This is a genomic window from Mesorhizobium sp. M7A.F.Ca.US.008.03.1.1, assembly GCF_003997495.1.
Lineage (GTDB): Bacteria > Pseudomonadota > Alphaproteobacteria > Rhizobiales > Rhizobiaceae > Mesorhizobium.
The window spans coordinates 102,712-119,149 of sequence record NZ_RZRU01000018.1 but is presented as its reverse complement, the minus strand read 5'-3'; the positions used below and the strand labels follow the sequence as shown (position 1 = coordinate 119,149).

Below are 16,438 nucleotides of genomic sequence, written 5' to 3'. Positions count from 1 at the left end.
CGTTTGACCTAAATTGGGTTGACGGAGCTTCCCATGATCACAGTGAAACTGCCGCAAAAGACCGAAAAGCTGTTGGCCGACATGGCCAAGGCGAGCGGCCGGACGACCGATCAGGTCGCGGTCGACGCGATCCTCGAGGCCATCGAGGATTGGCAGGACGCCAGGGTTGCAGAGGAACGGGTCAGGAATGATGACGGCGTTCGTATCCCGCTGGATGAGATGATCCGCCAGCTTGAACTTCGTGAACGCGACGAGCGTAGCAAGAAGCCCGCCGCTGAATGAGTTGGCGTGTCGAGTTCACGCCGCGCGCTAAAAAGGACATTGAGCGGCTTTCGACGAAGGATCAGCGCCGTGTCCTCGAATTCCTCGCCGGGAGAGTTTCGGCGCATCCCGATCCAAGAGTTCTTGCCAAACGCCTCACCGCAACCAAAGAAGAAGCTTGGCGGTTTCGCGTCGGCGACTACCGGATCATCGTCCAGTTTCAGGACAGTCGCCTTGTCGTCCTGGTCGTGGAAATAGGCAACCGTCGCGAGGTCTATCGATGAACAACAGCGCCGTTTCACAAAAGCCAGACTGGTCCGCCGCCCAATATCTCAAATTCGAGGACGAGCGCACGCGACCGGCGCGGGATCTGGTGGCGCAGGTCCCCGTCGACTTCCCGCGCCGGGTCGTCGACATCGGCTGCGGGCCGGGCAATTCGACCGAGCTGCTTGTCGGGCGCTTGCCGGATGCGCAGGTGAGCGGCTTCGACACTTCTCCCGACATGATCGAGAAGGCGAGGGCGCGCCTGCCCGAGGTTACCTTTAACCTGGCCGATGCCTCCAAATGGCAGCCGGCGGAGCCGGTCGACGTGATCTTCGCCAATGCTGTGTTCCAGTGGCTGCCCGAGCATCCTGCGGTGTTCCAGCGGCTGATGGGTTTTCTCGCGCCAGGCGGCGCGCTGGCCATCCAGATGCCCGACAATATGGGCGAGGACTCGCAGCGCCTGATGCGCGAAACCGCCGCCGAAATGCCGTTTGCCGAAAAACTCAAGGGCGCGGCACGCGGCCCGCTGCAGCCGGTGTCGTTCTATTATGACCTCCTGTCGCCGCTCAGCGATCGGCTGGATATCTGGCACACCATCTACAACCACCCGCTTGCCGATGCCGAAGCGATCGTCGAATGGGTGAAGTCGACGGGCCTGAAACCGTTCCTCGATCCGCTGGGCGCCGACGAGCGGACGTTGTTCCTCGATAGCTACACGGCCAAGATCGCCAAGGCCTATCCGAAGACGGCTGATGGCAAGGTGCTTTTGCGCTTTCCGCGCATTTTCGTTGTCGCCAAGCGGGCCTGATTATCCACGTTGCAAGGCGCCCATTGCGCCGCTTGACCCGGTTTTGCCGCCATGCGCCTTGCCTGGTGAAATCAGGTTTAAGCCGGCGTAAACCGCCGCGGTGAGAAAACTGTTGCGCCGGAGCGTTCCGGCGCCCACATGAAGCCCGCAACGCCTGCGGATGGGACGGACTGGATATATGCATCGCGTCATCATCAGCGGCATCGGCGTTGAAATCCCTGAAGCCAAGATTACCAATGAAGAGCTGGTCGCCAGCTTCAATGCGTGGGTTGACACGGAGAATGCGCGCCGCCTGGGCACCGACGAACCGCCGCTGGCGAAATCGGACAGCGACTTCATCGTCCATGCCTCGGGCGTGCGCACCCGTCATGTCGTCGAGCGGGAAGGCATTCTCGACCCGACCCGGATGTCGCCGCGCATTCCGGCACGGCCCGACGATGCGCTGTCGCTGGAGGCCGAGTTCGGCATCGCCTCGGCGAAGAAGGCCCTCGACCATGCCGGGCTAAAACCGTCCGATATCGATCTGGTGATCTGCTCGGCCTCGCATCACCAGCGGCCCTATCCGGCGATCGCCATCGAAATGCAGGAGGCGCTGGGCACAAAGGGTGCCGGCTTCGACATGGGGCTTGGCTGTTCTTCGGCGGCGGCCGCCTTGCACATCGCCGTCAACCTGGTGCGGTCGGGTGCGCACAAGCGCATTCTGGTGACGACGCCGGAGATCATCACCGGCCACCTCAATTTCCGCGACCGGCAGACGCATTTCATCTTCGGCGACGCTTCGGTGTCGATGGTGGTGGAAGGCCTGGCCAAGGGCGACAAGCGGCCGGGCCGCTTCGAGGTGCTCGACACGCGCGTCTGGACGCAGATGTCGAACAACATCCGCACCAATCTGGGCTACCACACCCGCACCGCCCAGGATGATCCCTACATGATCAATCTCGAAGGCAATCTGATCAAGCAGGTCGGCAACAAGGTGTTCAAGGAAGTCACCGTCGCCGGACAAAAATTCATCGTCGAATTCCTCGCCGAACACGGGCTGACGCCACAGGCGATCAGGCGCTTCTGGCTGCATCAGGCCAATGCGCGCATGAACGCGATGATCCTGAAACTGTCGTTCGGCCATGAGGTCGACCACGACCGCGCGCCGATGGTGCTGGAGCGGCTGGGCAACACGGCGGGCGCCGGCGCCATCGTCGCGCTGTCGGAAAACCATGCCGACATGAAGCCCGGCGATTTCGGCCTGATCTGCGCCTTTGGCGCGGGGTATTCGATAGGCGGCGCGCTACTACGGATGCTCTGAGCTTGCCGCGTCAGGCTGGTGCGAACGGCACCAGCATCGGCACGCGCCTGGCATAGTCGTCATAGGCGCTGCCCAGCTCGCCGCGCAGGAAGCTTTCTTCCAGTCTTGCCTTGGTCACGATGCCGATGATGAGCAGCGCGGTTCCGGCTATGCTCCAGACGGTGCCCTTGGCCGCCATGGTGGCGAGGATCGCCAGCAGCAATCCGGTGTAGATCGGATGCCGGACAAGGCCGTACGGGCCGGTGTTGACGACACGGTGCCCGGCCTTGGCGGTGATGGTGCCCGACCACAGCCTGCCGAGATGCAGGCGCCCCCACCAGGCAAAGGCGATGCCGATGGCGATCAGCGCGACACAGATCCAGGCTTCGGGGAGATCAGGCATCCACAGCCTGAGCCGGCCTTCATAGCCGTGCGCCGGAATGAACAACAGCACCGCACCGGCCAACCAGAGCCCCCGATAGCGGGCCTCGGCCCTCAATCCGGCGCGCTTCTGGGCAGGGTCGGACCACAGGGCGGCGACGGCCCAGGTTCCGGCCCAGATCAACCAAAGCAACGTGATTGCCGTCACAGGTCGCACGATCAGCCTCCACAAACCGTCTGGACGTCACTATGAAACCGGCACCGCGCGGCGGCAATGCGGTGCGAGATCGGTGACAGGTAAGAAACGCGTGATCGCCATCCCATCGGTGCTGTTGATCGGACGATCAGCACTTTCGACTGGACGCCGCGAAGCCCGCCCGGCTAACTCGTCGAATGACGATTAGAAAGAACGCCATGCTGGATCTCTTCCCCGAGGCTGAAAGGCCGGTTGAAATCATCCCCGCGCAAAAGCTTGCCGCCAAGGCGGCAGCGCTTTACGTCGCGCCAGCGGATCATTTCCAGACGCGCCCTGTGGATGAATTGCGGCTGGGTTTCGACGGCATTTCGGGCGATTTCCATGCCGGTCCGACGCGGCGTTCCGGCGGGCGCGAGCCCTGGTATCCGCGCGGCACCGAAATGCGCAACGAACGGCAATTGTCCATAGTGTCGGCGGACGAGCTGGCGGTTGTCGCCGAACGGATGGGCCTCACCGAGATCAAGCCGGAATGGATCGGCGCCAATCTTGTGATCGAAGGGGTTCCGAACCTCTCCATGCTGCCGGCCGGTACGCTGCTGTTCTTCAAGAGCGGGGTGACCATCAAGGTCGACGCGCAGAACGGCCCGTGCCGCATCGCTGGCCGGTCGATCGCCGAAAACGCCGGAATGGCTGATATCGAAGCTGGCGCGCTGTTATTCCCGAAGGTGGCGAAACGGCTGCGCGGCGTCGTCGCCTGGGTCGAGAAACCGGGAACGGTCAAGGCCGGCGAGGAGATTTCGGTGCGCGTGCCGGAGCAGTGGATCTATCAAGCCTGAGGGTAGGCTACGCCGCCCATGGAGCGGCGTAGCAAAAGCGCTGGGCTTCAGCCCTTGCGGTTCTTCCTGGCGCCTTGCGCCATGATGGAGATGTCGTCCCACTTCTCCCAGGTGGCAATGCGGTTGGCGTATTCCTGCTTGATCATAGGCAGGCCGCCGTCGCCGAAGAACACCCGGAGCGGCGGCTCGGCGGCGTCGACAATGGCCAGCATGGCCGGCCCGGTGGCCTCGGGATCGCCGGCGACCGAATTGGCGCGGCGCTCGGCCATCTTGGCACGAGCGGGCGCATAGGCCTCGATCGGTTCGGACACCTTTGCAGACGGGCCGGCCCAGTCGGTGGAGAAGCCGCCGGGTTCGACCAGCGTCACATGGATGCCGAATTCCGCGACCTCGATGCTGAGCGACTGGCTGAAGGCCTCCAGCGCCCATTTCGAGGCGTGGTAGAGGCCGAGCGACGCAAAGGCATTGACGCCGCCGATCGACGAGATCTGGATGATGTGGCCGGACCGCTGCGCCCGCATGATCGGCAGAGCGGCCTGGGTGACCCATAGGGCCCCGAACACATTGGTTTCGATCTGATCGCGGGCTTCCTGTTCGCTGACCTCCTCGATGGCGCCGAAATGGCCGTAGCCTGCATTGTTGATAACGACGTCGAGCTGGCCAAAGCGCTTGTGCGCCTCGGCGACAGCGGCATCGACGGCTTTCTTGTCGGTGACGTCGAGCTTTATCGCGGCAATCCTGTCGCCGTATTTCTCGACGAGATCGGCGAGCGTGCCGGCATCGCGGGCAGTCGCCGCGACGCTGTCGCCACGCGCGAGTGCCGCCTCGGCCCAGACGCGGCCAAAGCCCTTCGACGATCCGGTGATGAACCAAACCTTGTTTGTCATGATCTTGGAGTCCTTGCCCCTGCGGGCGTGATTTTGGGTGAAAGCGGAGGCTTCTCCGCTTTCAGGCATATACGGTCGGTCCTCTGATTTTCCAGAGGCGACGGGAATCTTTTGAAAAAGACGCCTGAATTATCAGGGATAATTCACCTGAGACGACCAAGCCGGGTCATCGTGCTTTTGCCAGTAGCGCGCCATCAGCCGGCTGGTGGTCGGTCCGACCTTGCCGTTGGCGATCGCCGCGCCGTCGATCTCCGTCACCGGCATGATGCCGCCCGCGGTGGAGGTGATGAAAACCTCGTCTGCTTCGCGCAATGCGGCGACACTGACATCGGTGGCGGTGGCGGCAAGCCCTTCTTCGGCGCAAAGGTCAAAAACGGTGCGGCGGGTGATGCCGGGCAGCACGCCAATAGAAGGCGTCGACAGTTTGCCATCCCTGACGCAGAAGACGTTGAAGCCCGGGCCTTCGGCGACATTGCCGTTGAAGTCGAGAATGAGCGCTGTCTCGGCGCCGCGGTCATAGGCATCGTAGAGGCCGCGCACCAGATCGAGCCAGTGGTAGTTCTTGATCGTCGGGTCGATCGAGGCCGGCGGAATGCGTACCTTGTCGCTGATGGCGACGCGCAGGCCGCGCTGCAACTGCTCGGCATTGGCGACCGAGCCGAACGGCACGGCGAATGCCATGAAGCGGTTGACCGCCTGGCGCGGATCGCGGCTGAAGGTGGGCGAGGCGCCGCGCGTGCACAGCATTTCCACATAGGCGGCACGATGACCAGACAGCGCCACGCAATTGTGCAGGATTTCGGTCACGCCTTGGCGGTCGAAGGGAGTGGTCATGCGCAGCTTTTCCAGCCCGCCGAAGAAGCGCTCGAGATGCAAATCGAGGCGGAAGAAGCGGCCATTCCAGACATGCACGGTGTCGTAGGTTGCGTCGGAATGCAGAAAACCCCAGTCCAGCACCGAGATCTTGGCCTGCGACATCGGCAGGTATTGGCCGTCGAGGAAAGTGACCCCCTCGGGATAGGAGTGCGGGTCGACATGGCGGTCGTCGACCACGGGCAGTTGCTTCCCGTCCTGTATCGTCGCCGTGTGGCTCATCGGGGCCTCCTGTCGCGCAAGGCGAGATCAGCAGGCTATCGGCGCAGGGCAGAAGGCATAGAGCCACCCGCCCGGTGCTGTTCGGCCTCGATGACGATCTCGCCGATACATCGGATCGGAATTGCCTTAGATTGCGCGCTCTGAACGGGAGGGAGGAAGATGGGCAGGCTTGGGGCCGTCATAGCAGCCATGACGATGTTCGCTGCTGCGAGCGAAGCCAGCGCCGAGTGCGCGCGCGAAGGCGAGGAATTGTGCCAGGGCGGGCAGACCTATCGCTGCGAGAAAACCGGCAGCGAATTGACACCGATCTTCCAGAACCTGCCTTGTGCGGTGAGCGTGCCGTCGCTGAGCGGCACCTGGCTCGGCAATGGCCACCAGAGTCCGGCTGGCGATGCCGGCGCCGACTGGGCGATCGCCATGACCATCAACGATGGCAGCGCGTCGATCGACTATCCGTCACTCGGCTGCGGCGGATCGCTGTCGCAAACGTCCAGGGACGACAATTCGGCGGAATACCACGAGAGCATCACCTACGGTCAGGACAAGTGCATCGACGGCGGCAACATCACCGTCAGGTTTTTCAAGGGAAATCTGTCCTGGACCTGGGTCGGCCAGGCCGACGGCCAGCCCTACAATGCGGTCGCAGTGCTAAAGCGGAAGTAGCCGTGGTCATTCCTCCTCGTCGTCCGCGTCGAGCAGGCGGGTTGCGCGCCAGCGGGTGAGCACGATGTTGGTCTGCTCGATGACGAAGAAACGCGCCGAGTCGCGGTCGTAACCTTCGCTCAGCAGTTTCTCGTAGTCTGTGTGCATGTGGCGGATATGGGCAATCGTCGCCAGCCAAACGGCGATGCCTGGCGGCAGGGTCTTCATGTGGACCGCGCCGGCGTCGGTGCGGATCTTCTCCATGTCGGCATAGGGCGCCAGCGGCAGCAGTGCCGTCAGTGCCTTGGCGATGGCGCGGCGGCGGCCGGTCGGCGCCGTCATTGCCCGATCCGATCGGGCTCGTCGCGCCCTTCGATGGTCGCCTCGGCAATAGCGTCGGTCGAGGCGAAATAAGGCTTGATGTCGATGACCGGCGTGCCGTCGAGCACATCGATGGCGTCGAGATCGATGCGACTGGTGTTTTGGTCGAGCCCGACGAGCCTGGCCACATGCAGCCCGATCGGGTTGGGGCGGGCAGGGGAGCGCAGCGAAAATACACCCTTCGCTTCAGCCGCATGGCGCGGTTTCTGCACAATCAGGTCCCGCGGCGCATGATGCAGCCAGGAGAGGATGATGACGTGGCTGGCGCGTCCCAGCCCCCGCAGGCCACTTCGGTAGGGCGCGTCGATGGTCAGCACCGCCTTCTGCCCGGTCTCGCGCGCGGCGCGCATGTTCTTAGGGCAGGTTTCGCCTGTCGTCCACGGCGAGGCAATGCGGCCGATGAAGACGATGCCGCCATCAGGCGGCATCAAGGCCGGATCGTTTTCCAGCCTCTGCTCGCCTTCGCGCTCTTCGAACATCTCACGCGTTTCAGTCATGGCCCACGTCTCTTAAAACGCCACACAAGCGGCATTTTCTTGTCCGGAAGCGACATAGCCCTTGCAACGTCTCGAAAACCGACATAAACATATGTTTATATCTTTTCAAAGAGAATACGCTGATGCATGTCTCGCTCGACACTATGGTGGATACGTTAAAGGCGGCGGCCGAATCCAGCCGATTGCGCATACTGGCACTTCTGTCGCGCGGTGACCTCACCGTTTCCGATCTTACCGAAATTCTCGGCCAGTCGCAGCCGCGCGTTTCGCGGCACCTGAAGCTGCTTCTGGAGGCAGGGCTGATCGGCCGCTACCAGGAAGGGTCCTGGGCCTTCTTCCGTCTGTCGGATGCGGATTCCGCGCGTGACTTCGTCATGGGGCTGGTTTCCGGCATTCGCGGCGCCGATCCGCAGGTCGAGCGCGATCTTGAGCGTCTGGCCTCGGTCAAGCGCAAGCGGCAGGACCGGGCGGTCGAGTATTTTTCCGTGAATGCGGCAAGCTGGGACCATATCCGCTCGCTTCATGTGCCGGACCGCGCCGTCGAAGCCGCAATGCTGAAACTGGTCGGCAAGCGGCCGTTCCAGTCGATGCTCGATCTCGGCACCGGCACCGGGCGTCTGCTCGAAATCTTCTCGCCGCTCTATCGGCGCGGTGTCGGCATCGACATGTCTCGCGAGATGCTGACCGTGGCGCGCGCCAATCTCGACAAGGCTGGGGTTTCGAATGCGCAGGTGCGGCAGGGCGACATCTTCGCGCCGCCGGTGGAGCGCGATGCCTTCGATCTCGTCACCATCCATCAGGTGCTGCACTATCTCGACGATCCCGCCCGCGCCATCCACGAGGCGGCGCGGCTTTTGCGTCCGGCAGGGCGCCTGGTCATCGTCGATTTCGCGCCGCATTCGCTGGAATTCCTGCGTGACGAGCACGCGCATATGCGGCTCGGCTTTTCCGACCGGCAGATCGCCGACTGGTTTGCGGAAGCCGGCCTCGATCTCGAGGATGCCCAGGAGTTCGAGCCGCGCGGCGGCAATGAGGCGAGGCTCACCGTAAAACTCTGGCTTGGCCGCGACCGGCGCCTGCTGATCGCCGATCCATCCAACGACACAAGGCAGGCCAAAGCGAACTCGATAGGGGAAATCGCATGAACCAGTTCCGCTTTTCCCGCCGCCCCGATATCGGCGACAAGGTCAGGGTTTCCTTCGAATTCTTCCCGCCGAAGACCGACGAGATGGAAGCGAGGCTGTGGGAGACGGTGACAAGGCTGGAGCCGCTGAAGCCGAAATTCGTCTCGGTGACCTACGGCGCCGGCGGCTCGACGCGGGAGCGCACCGCACGCACTGTAAAGCGCATCCTGACGGAAACCGGTATTCCTGCAGCGGCGCATCTGACCTGTGTCGGTGCAACGCGCGACGAGGTCGACGCGGTCATCCAGGATTACAAATCGATCGGCATCAACCGGTTCGTGGCGCTGCGCGGCGACCCGGCCTCCGGCGTCGGCGAACCCTATCGGCCGCATCCCGGTGGCTACGAGAATGGCGCGGAACTGGTCGCCGGTCTCAAGGCAATCGCGGATTTCGACATCTCGGTCGCGGCGTATCCGGAAAAGCATCCGCAAAGCCCCGATTTCGCCACCGACATCGAGATGCTGAAACGCAAGGTCGACAATGGTGCGACGCGAGCCATCACCCAGTTCTTCTTCGACAACGATCTCTACGAGCGCTATGTCGAGCGCGTCCGCCGCGCCGGCATCTACATCCCCATCGTGCCGGGTATCCAGCCGGTTCACAGTTTCAGGCAGGTCGCGAACTTTTCCGCGAGGGCGGGCGCGCACGTGCCCGGCTGGCTGGCGGAGCGTTTCGAAGGCCTCGACCAGGACCCGCAGACGCATGCGCTGGTGGCGTCGGCGGTGGCGGCCGAACAGGTGATGGACCTGGTCGAGCGCGGTGTCGGCGATTTCCACTTCTACACCATGAACCGCGCCGATCTGGTCTTTGCCATCTGTCATATGATCGGCATCCGCTCGCACGAGGCGGCGGCCGCCGGATCAGCCGCGGCTTGAGGTCGGGCTCAAAAACAAAAGGCCGGGAAAAACCCGGCCTTTTGAATTGGTTGGACTATTGGGTGCTGGTCTTCCCCGCTTTGGCGGTCAGGGAAGGAAGCCCATAATAAGGGCTCCGATAAAGGCGAACGCAGCACAGATCATCAATGCGTTGATAGGCCTCGTAAGTCCCATGACATAGCCTCCTCTTAAAGAGCTATTTCATGGAGTCTAGGTTCATTTGTGCCACAGGCAAGCGGAAAATGTGCTGCATTGCGACGTGATTGTGAAATCCGCGACATGTCTTTTGCCGTTAGGCTTTGAAACTCCTAGGCAAAAACCGGCTTCAGACCTGTGAATAAAATGTGGCCGACTCGTGTCGCTGCCGTGTCATGGCAGCGCTACCGCTGCGAAGGTCGAATTCGACTTTCGCGATGCGGGGGGCAACTGGGTGGTTAGAGCATCCTTTGCGCGTCCAGTGGACGCGGCGCTCTAACGTCGGCCGAACAGCCGCCCGTCGATGGTGACGAGGCCGAGCGCGATCAGCACCACGCCGCCGATTTCGAACAGCTCCAGCCGCTCGCCAAGGAACAGGAAGCCGAGCAGCATGGCGCTGGCCGGCACTACAAGCGTGACCAGCGAGGCGTTAGTCGCGCCGGCCGAGGCGACGAGGTTGAAATAGAGGATATAGGCGAAGGCCGTGGACAGAAGCGCCAGCGCCAGCACCGCCGCCCAGACCGGCGGCGAGGCCGAGAACAGGCCGGACGGACCGTAGGTGAAGAGCACGATCGGGATCATGATGATGGTCGATGCCGTCAACTGTCCGGTGGCGATGACCGGTGAGGGCACGCCTCTGAAGCGGCGGGCGACCATCAGCGCAATACCATAGGACAGCGAAGCGCCGATCAGCGCGAATTTGGCCCAGACCGGGCCGCCGAGCCCGGCAAGCAGGCCGGGGCCGATCATGACGGCCGTACCGGCGATGCCGAGCGCAATGCCGGCGAGCTTGTTCCAGGAGAGCTTTTCGTCCGATGTCAGCGCATTGGCAAGAATCAATGTCCAGAACGGCGTCGTCGCGTTGAGCACCGAGGCAACGCCGGCGCCAAGCTCCGTCTGGCCGGCGAAGATCAGCGAGAAGGGCACGACATTGTTGGTGAGCGCCAGCAGGAAGAACAGGCCTGCATGCGGAAGCGCAAGGCGGAAGGACGGACCGCGCAGGCCGAGATAGATCTGCAGCGCGATCGCGGCGATGGCGACGCGAAACAGCACCAGCACCAGCGGGGGAAGTTCCGCCACCGCGATGCGGGCAAAGAAGAACGAGCCGCCCCAGATCGCGCCAAGCAGCAGCAGTTGTCCCCAGTCCTTGAGCACCATCGGCCCGCGTGGCGCTGATGTCACGGCTATTGCCATGTGAGTCGCCCTCCCAGACGGCCTGAATGCCAGTTAGTCACGCAGAAGCCATATCGGACTAAGTGACAAGGGCCACCCGAAACCTGATCGCTGGCAAACGTTGCCGGCAAAGACCTGGCGCCGCTGCGTCAGCCGCACGCGACAAAGAATTGTTTTCATTGCAGCGCCGCGCGTCTCTAGAGACGCGCAAAGGACACTGCAAAGACTCATATTTGGCGCATGATCCTTTCCGAAAGTCGAAATCGACTTTCGGGGTCATGCGCTAGCCGCTAGCTTGGATTAATTGTGCGCAGGCTAGGTCAAGGATTCGTCGATGCAGCGATTCGAAAATGCCCGCGAGGCGGCACTGGCGCTTCGTCCGGACGATCCGGTCTATTGCTTCCGCCCGCAAGTGCTGATGGCGGATGCCAGGCAGTTCATGGGCATGTTCCCCGGCAAGACCGCCTATGCGGTCAAGACCAATGGCGAGCAGATCGTGCTGAAGACCCTGGTCGAAGCCGGCGTCAAGGCTTTCGACGTCGCTTCGCCGGGCGAGTTCGCCGCCGTGCGCGCCGTCTCTCCCGATGCCGAGATGCTCTACATGCATCCGGTCAAGGCGCAGTCGGACATCAAGCTGGCGCTGGAGAAATACGCCATCCGCGTTATTTCGCTGGATCATGAGGACGAGATCACCAAGCTGACCCGAGTGGTGCGGGCTCTCGACATCGATCCGGGCTCGATCAGCGTGTTTGTGCGGGTGCAGACCAAGGGGCATGCCGCTTACGAGCTGTCGAAGAAGTTCGGCGCCGGGCCGGCCTATGCCGTCGAACTGGCCGAGCGGCTGAACCGCACCGGCTACAAGGTTGGCCTGTGCTTCCATGTCGGCAGCCAGATCGAGGATCCCGACACCTATGAGCGGGCGCTGGCTTCCGCCGATTGGGTGCGCAACCGGCTGACCTTCGATATTGCCGGGCTCGACGTCGGCGGCGGTTTCCCCGCCGAATACGGCCACGACCCCAATCGCAAGCAGATCGAGATGCCGTCGCTCGGCCAGATCATGTCGCGGCTGTCGGGCGACCTGAAGGAGTATCAGTTCGACCAGATGCCGCTGGTGGCGGAGCCGGGCAGGGTGATCGTGGCGCGCTGCCTGTCGCTGATCGTGCGGGTGCTGCTGCGCAAGGGCAAGCGGCTCTACATCAATGACGGCATCTGGGCATCCCTATCGGATTCATGGACCGGCAAGATCACGCTGCCGGCGCGCTTCATCCCCGATCCGGCGATCCGCTCGCGCAATGGCGAGGAGAAGAACATCGTGCCGTTCAAGGTTTGCGGGGCGACCTGCGATTCCGTCGACATCCTGTCGCGGCCGTTCTGGCTGCCGGAGACGGTCGATACCGGCGACTGGATCGAGATCGGCCATATCGGCGCCTATTCGCTGTCGCTGAGGACCCGATTCAACGGCTTTTACCCCGACACCTTCGTCGAGGTGACGACACCGTTCGACGAGGGTGACGCGCCACAGGGGTTTGCCAGTCTGGAGACGATGGCGGATTAGGGAATAGTGAGTAGTGAGTAGTGAGTAGCAGATAGGGAGTATAAATATTTTGCCGGCTCGGGTGCGGCGCACCATTATCTTCTACTCACTACTCACTACTCACTACTCACTACTCACTACTCACTACTCGCTCAATTTCCCCAACAGCTCCGGCGTAGGCCAACCATCGACCGGCAGGCCAAGGCGCATCTGCTCCTTGCGGATCGCCTCGCGGGTGTTGGTACCCAAAATGCCGTCGACAGTGCCGACATCGTATCCCCTGGCTTCCAGCTTGGTCTGCAGCGCCTTCATCTGCTCGTTGTTGAGACCGGTCTCGGGATTGCGCGGGTCCAGCGGCGGCGCGCCTGCCAGTCGTGCGGCAAGGTTGGCTGCCGTCAGCGCATAGGTGAAGGACTGGTTCCATTCGAGATAGACGTCGAAATTGTCGTAGGTGAGAAAGGCCGGTCCCCTGCGGCCCATCGGCAGCGCCAGGCCTGCTTTCAGGCCGTTGTCGACCAGCGGCGCGCCGCTGGGGTAGGTAACGCCCCATTGCGCCCACTGTGACAGCGGCAGCTTGTTGGTGCGACCGGTCTGGTCCCACGGCATGTCTTCGGGCACGCGGACTTCCTGGATCCAGGGCTGATCGCGTTTCCAGCCGCGCGACAGCACCTTGTTGGCGGTGGTCATGATCACATCGGGCACGCTGCCGCGCAGGTCGATCTTGCCGTCGCCGTCGCCGTCGACGCCGCGTGCCAGATAGTCGGAGGGCAGGATCTGCGTCTGGCCGATCTCGCCGGCCCAGGCGCCCCTGACATCGGCCGGCAGCACGCCGCGATCGATCAACTCCAGAAGTGGTACCAGCTGTTGCCGGAAGAGCTGCGGCCGGCGGCAATCATGGGAAAGCGTCACCAGGGCGCTCAGCGTGTGGAAGTCGCCCTGCACGGCGCCGAAGTCGGTCTCCAGCGCCCAGAAGGCGGTGATGATCGGCGCCTGGACGCCGAATTGCTGGTCGGCGCGGGCGAAGACGTCGGCGTATTTCTTCAGGTTTGCCGCGCCTTGCTTCAGGCGATAGGCCGAGATCATGCGGTTGGAGAATTCGACGAAGGTCTGGGTGAAAACGCCCTGGGCGCGGTCGCGCGCCAGCACCTTGTCGTCGATGGTCGCGGCCTCCAGCGCGTCAAGGCCAGCGGGGCCGACACCGGCGGCCTTGGCCTCGGCCGCCACGCCCTGCTTCCAGGCTTCGAAGTCGCCGCCGCATTCCTGGGCCATCGCCGGCAAGGCCGTGGCGCACAAGAACAGCGCCGCGAGGGCTTGAGAACGCAGTCGCATCAGCTTCCTTTCGACATTCAGAGTTCCAGGGCGTCCTCACGCGTCCATCGGGGCGCAGGGCTCTGGAATACCGGCGGTTGCAGACTTTACCGCTGGCTGTGTCGAAAAGCAGGCGGCAGGCCTGGTGTCAACGGGTGTTCTGCCGCAGCCATTTGTTCCAGGCGGCTTCGCTGCCGTTGAAGACGTTGATGTCGGACTTGCCGGTCATGCCGGGAACGATGCCGGTTCCGGTGTACTGCCAGAAGGTGAAGGGGTGGCTGCCGTATTTCTCACGCGGATGGCCGGCGACGGAACGTAGCCAGTAGGGATAGCCGCGGAACCCCGACAGTTCGTTGTCGTCGAAGAAGTCGACCGAAGTGTAGATGATCGGCTTCTTGCCGTAGTGCCGCTCGACGATTTCAAGGAAGGTGGTCATCTCCGCGCGTACCGTGGCAGCGTCGGGACGCAGCCTGCAGGTCGGCGATTTCGGGTTCCATTCCATGTCGAGGACCGGTGGCATCGCCGAGCGGTCGACGGGGACGTTGCGGATGAACCAGCGCGCCTGCACGGCAGCCGGGGTGCAGAAATAGTAGAAATGATAGGCGGCACGCGGAATTCCGTTGGCTTTCGTGCGCGCCCAATGCTCGTTGAAGTATTCATCGAAGCGATCGCCGCCCTCGGTTGCCTTGATGAAGGCGAAGGAGATGCCGCTGGCCTTGGCCGCCGGCCAGTCGACCGAGGTCTGGTATTTGGAGACATCGGTGCCGTGGACGGCATAGTTCCACGGCGCGCCGCTCTCCCATTCATGCGGCTTGGAATCGGCAAAGCGCGGCGCGCGCACGGCAACAGTCGGGCTGCTCGAAGCGGACGGCGACAGCGGCGAGAGATCGTCCACGGTCGAGCAACCGCCAAGCAGCGCTAGCATAAGGAGGCCCGCAAGACGGCGCATCGTAATTCCCGAGCCGGATTCAGCCGGTCGCTGATGGGTCTATACACTGATGGCCGGTTTTGTGATCGGGCCCCTCCGAGCGATCGCCCCACAGCATCGCTCAGCATATCCTGTGATCGCCGATCATGGTTGATAATCCGTTGATGGCGCTCGACAAGCATTGTGATTTGCGGAAGCAATGGCGGCAAATCGATGACATAAGGGTCGCGCAGAGCCCGGAGGAAATAAATGCGGATCGTGGTCAAGATCGTCAAATGGCTGCTTGGCCTGATCGTTCTGGCGATCGCCGCGCTTTTTGCCTGGCTTTATATCGCGCCGCCGGAGTTGATCAGGGTCGGCTCGGGCTACTCGGCCAAGATCGTCTGTTCGAACGTCTTCATTGCCGGCCGCGATCCCAATGAGGTGCTCGCCGTCGACGTGCAGGCACCCGGGCATCCCCTGCTGCGGTTAATGCGGGTTTCGGTGGACAAGAACAGGGGAACGGTGTCTGCCGGCCTGTTCGGTTTCCTCGGCAAGAGCGTCGCCGTAGCCCGCGACGGGCTTGGCTGTGCTTCGGTTCCGGACGGCGATGTCGGCAAGGCACGGCGCACGACAATCCACGCCGAGCCGTCGGCGGCCATTAAAGGCGATTTGTGGCCGGAGGGCGAGCGGGTCGAGGCTTCACAGGATCCGGTGATTGCCAAGCTGCTGGACGATGCGGCGCTGACCGGCATGGGCATGCGCGCGGTGGTGGTGGTCAAGAATGGCCGTGTCGTCGCCGAGCGCTACGGCGATGGCTTTTCCGCCAGGACGCCGCTGCTCGGCTGGTCGATGACCAAGACGGTGAACGCTGCCATCGTCGGTACGTTGGCCAAGGACGGCAAGATGGCTTTCGACGATAAAAACCTGTTTGCGCCGTGGAAGGCGGACGGCCGCGCCGCGATCAGCCTTGCCGACATGATGGCGATGTCGAGCGGGCTGGAGTTCAACGAGGACTATGGCGACGTCGCCGACGTCACGCGCATGCTCTATCTCGAACCTGACATGGCGGGCTTTGCCGAATCAAAGCCGCTGGCGGCCGAGGTGGGCAAGGTGTTTTCCTATTCGAGCGGTACGGCGGTGATGCTGTCGCGCCTCTGGCAAGATGCGATCGGCGACAAGGCCAAGGCGCTGACGTGGCCTCGCACCGCCCTGTTCGATCCGCTTGGCATGCATAGCGCAGTGCTCGAGACCGACGAGCAGGGTACCTTCGTCGGCTCGTCCTATCTTTACGCAACCGCGCATGACTGGGCGCGCTTCGGCCAGTTCCTGCTCCAGGGTGGGGTGTGGAACGACAACCAGATCCTGCCAACCGGTTTCGTCGACTGGATGCGCGAGCCGGCATCCGCCTCGAAAGTCTACGGCAAGGGTCAGTTGTGGATCGAGGCCCCGGGCGATGAGGAAAACCCCGGCGCCAGCGTCGCGGCAGGCATGCCCAAGGACACGTACTGGATGGAAGGTCATGACGGACAGACGGTCGCCATCATCCCCTCGGAGCAGTTGGTGGTGGTGCGGCTGGGGCTGACGCCTGCCAAGCTCGGCTACCGGCCGCAGACGATGGTGGGGGCGCTGGTCAAGGCGCTGCATTAATTTCCTTACCCCCTCAATAGGAAGGGTCCGCGCGCAGCGCCGGGGTGGGATGCTTGGCGCTTCACCCCACCCGCGCCTTCGACGC

At 63.0% G+C, this 16,438-nt stretch carries 18 protein-coding genes; 10 read left to right on the top strand and 8 right to left on the bottom strand.

Annotated features, from left to right (window positions below; genetic code table 11):
* Positions 1 to 33: 33 nt before the first annotated feature.
* The 4 genes from EOA16_RS23275 (at position 34) to EOA16_RS23260 (ending at position 2,633) form a co-directional block, all read left to right on the top strand.
* Complete coding sequence (locus EOA16_RS23275; RefSeq protein WP_127260338.1) at positions 34 to 282, top strand: DUF6290 family protein; 249 nt, start codon at positions 34 to 36, stop codon at positions 280 to 282.
* Complete coding sequence (locus tag EOA16_RS23270) at positions 279 to 545, top strand: type II toxin-antitoxin system RelE/ParE family toxin (protein ID WP_127260337.1); 267 nt, start codon at positions 279 to 281, stop codon at positions 543 to 545. Before EOA16_RS23275 ends, EOA16_RS23270 begins: the two co-directional genes overlap by 4 nt.
* Positions 542 to 1,333: a trans-aconitate 2-methyltransferase gene (gene tam / locus EOA16_RS23265; protein ID WP_127260336.1), complete on the top strand. Its 792-nt coding sequence runs from the start codon at positions 542 to 544 to the stop codon at positions 1,331 to 1,333. The genes EOA16_RS23270 and tam overlap by 4 nt, the downstream gene beginning before the upstream one ends.
* Positions 1,334 to 1,511: 178 nt before the next feature.
* On the top strand, positions 1,512 to 2,633 hold the full coding sequence (locus EOA16_RS23260) for a beta-ketoacyl-ACP synthase III (RefSeq protein ID WP_127260335.1): 1,122 nt from the start codon (positions 1,512 to 1,514) through the stop codon (positions 2,631 to 2,633).
* Positions 2,634 to 2,643: 10 nt separating this feature from the next.
* Here the strand turns inward: EOA16_RS23260 and EOA16_RS23255 are convergent, their stop codons facing one another.
* Positions 2,644 to 3,210: an isoprenylcysteine carboxylmethyltransferase family protein gene (locus tag EOA16_RS23255; protein WP_127260334.1), complete on the bottom strand. Its 567-nt coding sequence runs from the start codon at positions 3,208 to 3,210 to the stop codon at positions 2,644 to 2,646.
* Between the two features lie 197 nt (positions 3,211 to 3,407).
* Here EOA16_RS23255 and EOA16_RS23250 point away from each other — a divergent pair, with 197 nt between their 5' ends.
* On the top strand, positions 3,408 to 4,025 hold the full coding sequence (locus tag EOA16_RS23250) for an MOSC domain-containing protein (protein WP_127260333.1): 618 nt from the start codon (positions 3,408 to 3,410) through the stop codon (positions 4,023 to 4,025).
* A 47-nt stretch (positions 4,026 to 4,072) separates the two neighbouring features.
* On the opposite strand, the gene EOA16_RS23245 is transcribed toward EOA16_RS23250, so the two are convergent.
* Positions 4,073 to 4,912 (bottom strand): SDR family oxidoreductase, encoded by an 840-nt coding sequence (locus EOA16_RS23245; RefSeq protein ID WP_127260332.1) that lies wholly within the window; start codon positions 4,910 to 4,912, stop codon positions 4,073 to 4,075.
* Between the two features lie 132 nt (positions 4,913 to 5,044).
* A complete protein-coding gene (locus EOA16_RS23240) occupies positions 5,045 to 6,007 on the bottom strand; it encodes a D-amino acid aminotransferase (protein ID WP_127260331.1) in 963 nt (320 codons plus the stop codon).
* 159 nt (positions 6,008 to 6,166) lie between these two features.
* On the opposite strand from EOA16_RS23240, the gene EOA16_RS23235 reads away from it, so the two are divergent.
* Complete coding sequence (locus tag EOA16_RS23235) at positions 6,167 to 6,670, top strand: hypothetical protein (RefSeq protein WP_127260330.1); 504 nt, start codon at positions 6,167 to 6,169, stop codon at positions 6,668 to 6,670.
* Between the two features lie 6 nt (positions 6,671 to 6,676).
* Here EOA16_RS23235 and EOA16_RS23230 read toward each other — a convergent pair whose 3' ends face one another.
* Together EOA16_RS23230 and tsaA are read right to left on the bottom strand one after the other, a co-directional pair.
* The gene (locus tag EOA16_RS23230; RefSeq protein WP_127260329.1) at positions 6,677 to 6,991 is read right to left on the bottom strand and encodes a DUF2293 domain-containing protein; all 315 of its coding nucleotides are present in this window, start codon (positions 6,989 to 6,991) and stop codon (positions 6,677 to 6,679) included.
* On the bottom strand, positions 6,988 to 7,527 hold the full coding sequence (gene tsaA / locus EOA16_RS23225) for a tRNA (N6-threonylcarbamoyladenosine(37)-N6)-methyltransferase TrmO (RefSeq protein WP_127260328.1): 540 nt from the start codon (positions 7,525 to 7,527) through the stop codon (positions 6,988 to 6,990). Before tsaA ends, EOA16_RS23230 begins: the two co-directional genes overlap by 4 nt.
* Before the next feature lie 122 nt (positions 7,528 to 7,649).
* Between tsaA and EOA16_RS23220 the strand changes: the two genes are divergently transcribed.
* Positions 7,650 to 8,672 carry a metalloregulator ArsR/SmtB family transcription factor gene (locus tag EOA16_RS23220; RefSeq protein ID WP_127260327.1) on the top strand — a complete coding sequence of 341 codons (1,023 nt, stop codon included), beginning with the start codon at positions 7,650 to 7,652 and terminating at the stop codon, positions 8,670 to 8,672.
* Positions 8,669 to 9,586, top strand: coding sequence for a methylenetetrahydrofolate reductase [NAD(P)H] (gene metF / locus EOA16_RS23215; RefSeq protein ID WP_127260326.1), 918 nt, complete (start codon positions 8,669 to 8,671; stop codon positions 9,584 to 9,586). Before EOA16_RS23220 ends, metF begins: the two co-directional genes overlap by 4 nt.
* A gap of 471 nt (positions 9,587 to 10,057) precedes the next feature.
* On the opposite strand, the gene EOA16_RS23210 is transcribed toward metF, so the two are convergent.
* Complete coding sequence (locus tag EOA16_RS23210) at positions 10,058 to 10,975, bottom strand: DMT family transporter (RefSeq protein ID WP_127260325.1); 918 nt, start codon at positions 10,973 to 10,975, stop codon at positions 10,058 to 10,060.
* A gap of 313 nt (positions 10,976 to 11,288) precedes the next feature.
* On the opposite strand from EOA16_RS23210, the gene EOA16_RS23205 reads away from it, so the two are divergent.
* Positions 11,289 to 12,509: an alanine racemase gene (locus EOA16_RS23205; protein ID WP_013530936.1), complete on the top strand. Its 1,221-nt coding sequence runs from the start codon at positions 11,289 to 11,291 to the stop codon at positions 12,507 to 12,509.
* Between the two features lie 123 nt (positions 12,510 to 12,632).
* Here EOA16_RS23205 and EOA16_RS23200 read toward each other — a convergent pair whose 3' ends face one another.
* Both EOA16_RS23200 and EOA16_RS23195 read right to left on the bottom strand, forming a co-directional pair.
* Entirely contained in the window at positions 12,633 to 13,817 is a 1,185-nt protein-coding gene (locus EOA16_RS23200; RefSeq protein WP_127260324.1) for a lytic murein transglycosylase, read from the bottom strand.
* Between the two features lie 127 nt (positions 13,818 to 13,944).
* The gene (locus tag EOA16_RS23195) at positions 13,945 to 14,745 is read right to left on the bottom strand and encodes a GH25 family lysozyme (RefSeq protein ID WP_127260323.1); all 801 of its coding nucleotides are present in this window, start codon (positions 14,743 to 14,745) and stop codon (positions 13,945 to 13,947) included.
* Positions 14,746 to 14,973: 228 nt separating this feature from the next.
* On the opposite strand from EOA16_RS23195, the gene EOA16_RS23190 reads away from it, so the two are divergent.
* Positions 14,974 to 16,353, top strand: coding sequence for a serine hydrolase (locus EOA16_RS23190; protein WP_127260322.1), 1,380 nt, complete (start codon positions 14,974 to 14,976; stop codon positions 16,351 to 16,353).
* The last annotated feature ends 85 nt before the right edge of the window (positions 16,354 to 16,438 follow it).

What these genes read in the sequence shown, in the direction of transcription:
- EOA16_RS23190 (WP_127260322.1), top strand. Translation starts at nt 14,974, where the DNA reads ATGCGGATCGTGGTCAAGATCGTCAAATGGCTGCTTGGCCTGATCGTT.
- metF (WP_127260326.1), top strand. Translation starts at nt 8,669, where the DNA reads ATGAACCAGTTCCGCTTTTCCCGCCGCCCCGATATCGGCGACAAGGTC.
- tam (WP_127260336.1), top strand. Translation starts at nt 542, where the DNA reads ATGAACAACAGCGCCGTTTCACAAAAGCCAGACTGGTCCGCCGCCCAA.
- EOA16_RS23220 (WP_127260327.1), top strand. Translation starts at nt 7,650, where the DNA reads ATGCATGTCTCGCTCGACACTATGGTGGATACGTTAAAGGCGGCGGCC.
- EOA16_RS23200 (WP_127260324.1), bottom strand. Translation starts at nt 13,817, where the DNA reads ATGCGACTGCGTTCTCAAGCCCTCGCGGCGCTGTTCTTGTGCGCCACG.
- EOA16_RS23235 (WP_127260330.1), top strand. Translation starts at nt 6,167, where the DNA reads ATGGGCAGGCTTGGGGCCGTCATAGCAGCCATGACGATGTTCGCTGCT.
- EOA16_RS23210 (WP_127260325.1), bottom strand. Translation starts at nt 10,975, where the DNA reads ATGGCAATAGCCGTGACATCAGCGCCACGCGGGCCGATGGTGCTCAAG.
- tsaA (WP_127260328.1), bottom strand. Translation starts at nt 7,527, where the DNA reads ATGACTGAAACGCGTGAGATGTTCGAAGAGCGCGAAGGCGAGCAGAGG.
- EOA16_RS23245 (WP_127260332.1), bottom strand. Translation starts at nt 4,912, where the DNA reads ATGACAAACAAGGTTTGGTTCATCACCGGATCGTCGAAGGGCTTTGGC.
- EOA16_RS23275 (WP_127260338.1), top strand. Translation starts at nt 34, where the DNA reads ATGATCACAGTGAAACTGCCGCAAAAGACCGAAAAGCTGTTGGCCGAC.
- EOA16_RS23260 (WP_127260335.1), top strand. Translation starts at nt 1,512, where the DNA reads ATGCATCGCGTCATCATCAGCGGCATCGGCGTTGAAATCCCTGAAGCC.
- EOA16_RS23270 (WP_127260337.1), top strand. Translation starts at nt 279, where the DNA reads ATGAGTTGGCGTGTCGAGTTCACGCCGCGCGCTAAAAAGGACATTGAG.
- EOA16_RS23240 (WP_127260331.1), bottom strand. Translation starts at nt 6,007, where the DNA reads ATGAGCCACACGGCGACGATACAGGACGGGAAGCAACTGCCCGTGGTC.
- EOA16_RS23205 (WP_013530936.1), top strand. Translation starts at nt 11,289, where the DNA reads ATGCAGCGATTCGAAAATGCCCGCGAGGCGGCACTGGCGCTTCGTCCG.
- EOA16_RS23195 (WP_127260323.1), bottom strand. Translation starts at nt 14,745, where the DNA reads ATGCGCCGTCTTGCGGGCCTCCTTATGCTAGCGCTGCTTGGCGGTTGC.
- EOA16_RS23230 (WP_127260329.1), bottom strand. Translation starts at nt 6,991, where the DNA reads ATGACGGCGCCGACCGGCCGCCGCCGCGCCATCGCCAAGGCACTGACG.
- EOA16_RS23250 (WP_127260333.1), top strand. Translation starts at nt 3,408, where the DNA reads ATGCTGGATCTCTTCCCCGAGGCTGAAAGGCCGGTTGAAATCATCCCC.